The organism is Kitasatospora sp. NPDC086009, assembly GCF_044540385.1.
In the GTDB taxonomy this organism is placed as follows: domain Bacteria; phylum Actinomycetota; class Actinomycetes; order Streptomycetales; family Streptomycetaceae; genus Kitasatospora.
Genome location: NZ_JBITSA010000044.1, coordinates 1 through 2,041, shown reverse-complemented (window position 1 = coordinate 2,041; position 2,041 = coordinate 1). Strand labels below are relative to the sequence as shown.

The window sequence follows — 2,041 nt, the reverse complement described above, 5'->3', positions numbered from 1 at the left end:
TGCGCATCCGCTGGGAACGGCGCGACGACATCCACGAGGCCTTCCTCGGCCTCGCCACCTGCCTGATCACCCACCGCCACGTCCAACGCCTTTGTTAGGACCTCTTACAGCCACGCCGAGATCGTCGTGATCCTCGACATCACCGAGTCCGCAAACCAGCAGCACCTCCACCGGGCCCGGCGCCGCGTCACCGCCGTCCGCCGCAGCGGTGCCCCGGTCGACCCCGCGTCCGCCCGCAGGGTCCTCGAGGAGTTCCTCGCCGCCGCCTCCTCAGGCCGCACCGAACGGCTGGTGGCGCTGCTCACCGACGACGCGACCGCGGTCTCCAACTCCAACGGCGCCGGCCTGGCCGAGAAGCTGCTGCGGTACGACTCCCCGCAGCGCATCGCCGCCGTCGCACGGGCCGGCTTTAAGGCCCCGGCAGCGAGCCGACGACGTGCCGGTGGCCCACTCGCCTTCCATTACGCGCTCGTCAACGGCGCCCCGCCATCCTCTTCGTGCTCGGCTACCAGGTCGTCGGCAGCATGACGTTCGACCTCAGCAATGGCAGGATCGCGACCGTACGCGGCATCGCCGCCCCCACCCGCCTCGCCCGCCTCGCCGAGGCCTGGCAGCGGCACGGACCGGACGCGCCGCGTGTCACCCAGTGGTGACACGCCCGCGTTCCACAGATGGTCGACCTGTTCCGGATCGTGCGCGCCAGCGCCTGGCGAGGAACGGAGCCCCGGGATCAGGGGTGGGACTCCCCGTTACCAGAGCCTCTTCTCGACGATGGCGTGGTCGGGGAATTGGGTGCTTCGCGCACCGTTCCAGCTGACGGTCAGGGTGAACTGGCTGGTCGTGGCATTGATCGCGGGCGTGTCCGTGGACGGTGCCAGGGCTCCACTGGGGCGTCGCCAGCCGTCCCACGCCTCACCACCGGTGGAGGAGGTGTTGATCCAGACGTAGCCGTCACCTCCGATGCAGGCAAGCATCTGCCGGCGTTGGTTGGCGTACGCCGCATTGCCGGGAGACACCGTGTAGTCCTGGTAGCCCAGGCGGGCTGCCGACACCCCGGAGGTGCATACGCCTCCGCCCGGTACCTGGGTGATGTTCCCTGTCGCTCCGGTGCCGGGGTTGCGCCACGCCTGCCAGACGTGGTTGTCGGTCCCGACGAGGTAGATGCGCTCCATCTCGGCGCCGGCCGCCTCGTTCCAGGCCATGATGGGGCTGGGCCGGCGGATGCCCGTAGTGCCGCCGCCCTGCGGGCCCACGTGCCACTGGCCGTTCGGGTAGCTGATGCCGGTCTGCGATCGGGTGCCGTCGGGCCGGGCGTGCACCGAGGTGATCCGGTAGAGGCCGTGGACGTCTGCCCAGTCGAAGAGCACGGTGCTGCCGAGGCTTTCGAGTGAGATGCCGCCCCAGGCGGCGGCGTCACCCTCGATCCGGTGCCACGGCTCCCACTGGTTCGAGGCCGGGTTCTGCACGACGGTCCAGTAGATCTGGCTGTCCGTCCCCTGGTGGGCGACCATGACGCGGTCCTGGAACTGCACAATGGCCGGCGCATAGTTCGTGCGCCCCTGGAGGCCGCCCAGTTCCCGCCAGGCGCCGTTGTTGAAACGGAACCAGATGCCGTTGTCGAGGCCTCGCGTGACGTCGTACGTGTTGCCGTTGACGGTCACCGACTTCATGTAGGACAGGCTGCTCACCCCGACGCCGTGCCAGTCCAGCTCCGCCGCGGTCGCCGGGGCCGGCGCCACGGCCACCAGCAGCACGCCTGCGGCGAGGGCGGCCGCGGCCGCGTTCTGCACGCGGCGCGACGTCGCCGCCCTCCACCTGCGCTTCGTAGTGGTCTTGGACATCTTCGGGTTCCTCTCGGTCGGGATCCCTCAGCTGCCCCCGCTCAGGCGGAAGGACCGGCTGCCGAGGTCTCAGGGGATCGGCTCGACGTCTGGCGTCCCGTTGAAGCTAGTGCTGTGACCGCATAGGTTCGCCGGGTCGCCCTTGCAGCGGTTGGATGTGTGGCACGTCCATCTGATTGGAGGCAGCCATGCACGAAGCC

1 protein-coding gene and 2 pseudogenes are annotated in these 2,041 nt (G+C 69.8%); 2 read left to right on the top strand and 1 reads right to left on the bottom strand.

Annotated features, from left to right (window positions below; all coding sequences use genetic code 11):
- Both ACIF6L_RS38630 and ACIF6L_RS38625 read left to right on the top strand, forming a co-directional pair.
- Positions 1-98: pseudogene (locus ACIF6L_RS38630) on the top strand (IS5/IS1182 family transposase); the annotation flags it as partial.
- Positions 99-102: 4 nt separating this feature from the next.
- Positions 103-653 (top strand): annotated as a pseudogene (locus tag ACIF6L_RS38625) (RNA polymerase subunit sigma-70); the annotation flags it as partial.
- 96 nt (positions 654-749) lie between these two features.
- Here ACIF6L_RS38625 and ACIF6L_RS38620 read toward each other — a convergent pair.
- Positions 750-1,841 carry a hypothetical protein gene (locus ACIF6L_RS38620; RefSeq protein ID WP_396491737.1) on the bottom strand — a complete coding sequence of 364 codons (1,092 nt, stop codon included), beginning with the start codon at positions 1,839-1,841 and terminating at the stop codon, positions 750-752.
- Between the last annotated feature and the right edge of the window lie 200 nt (positions 1,842-2,041).

What these genes read in the sequence shown, in the direction of transcription:
- ACIF6L_RS38620 (WP_396491737.1), bottom strand. Translation starts at nt 1,841, where the DNA reads ATGTCCAAGACCACTACGAAGCGCAGGTGGAGGGCGGCGACGTCGCGC.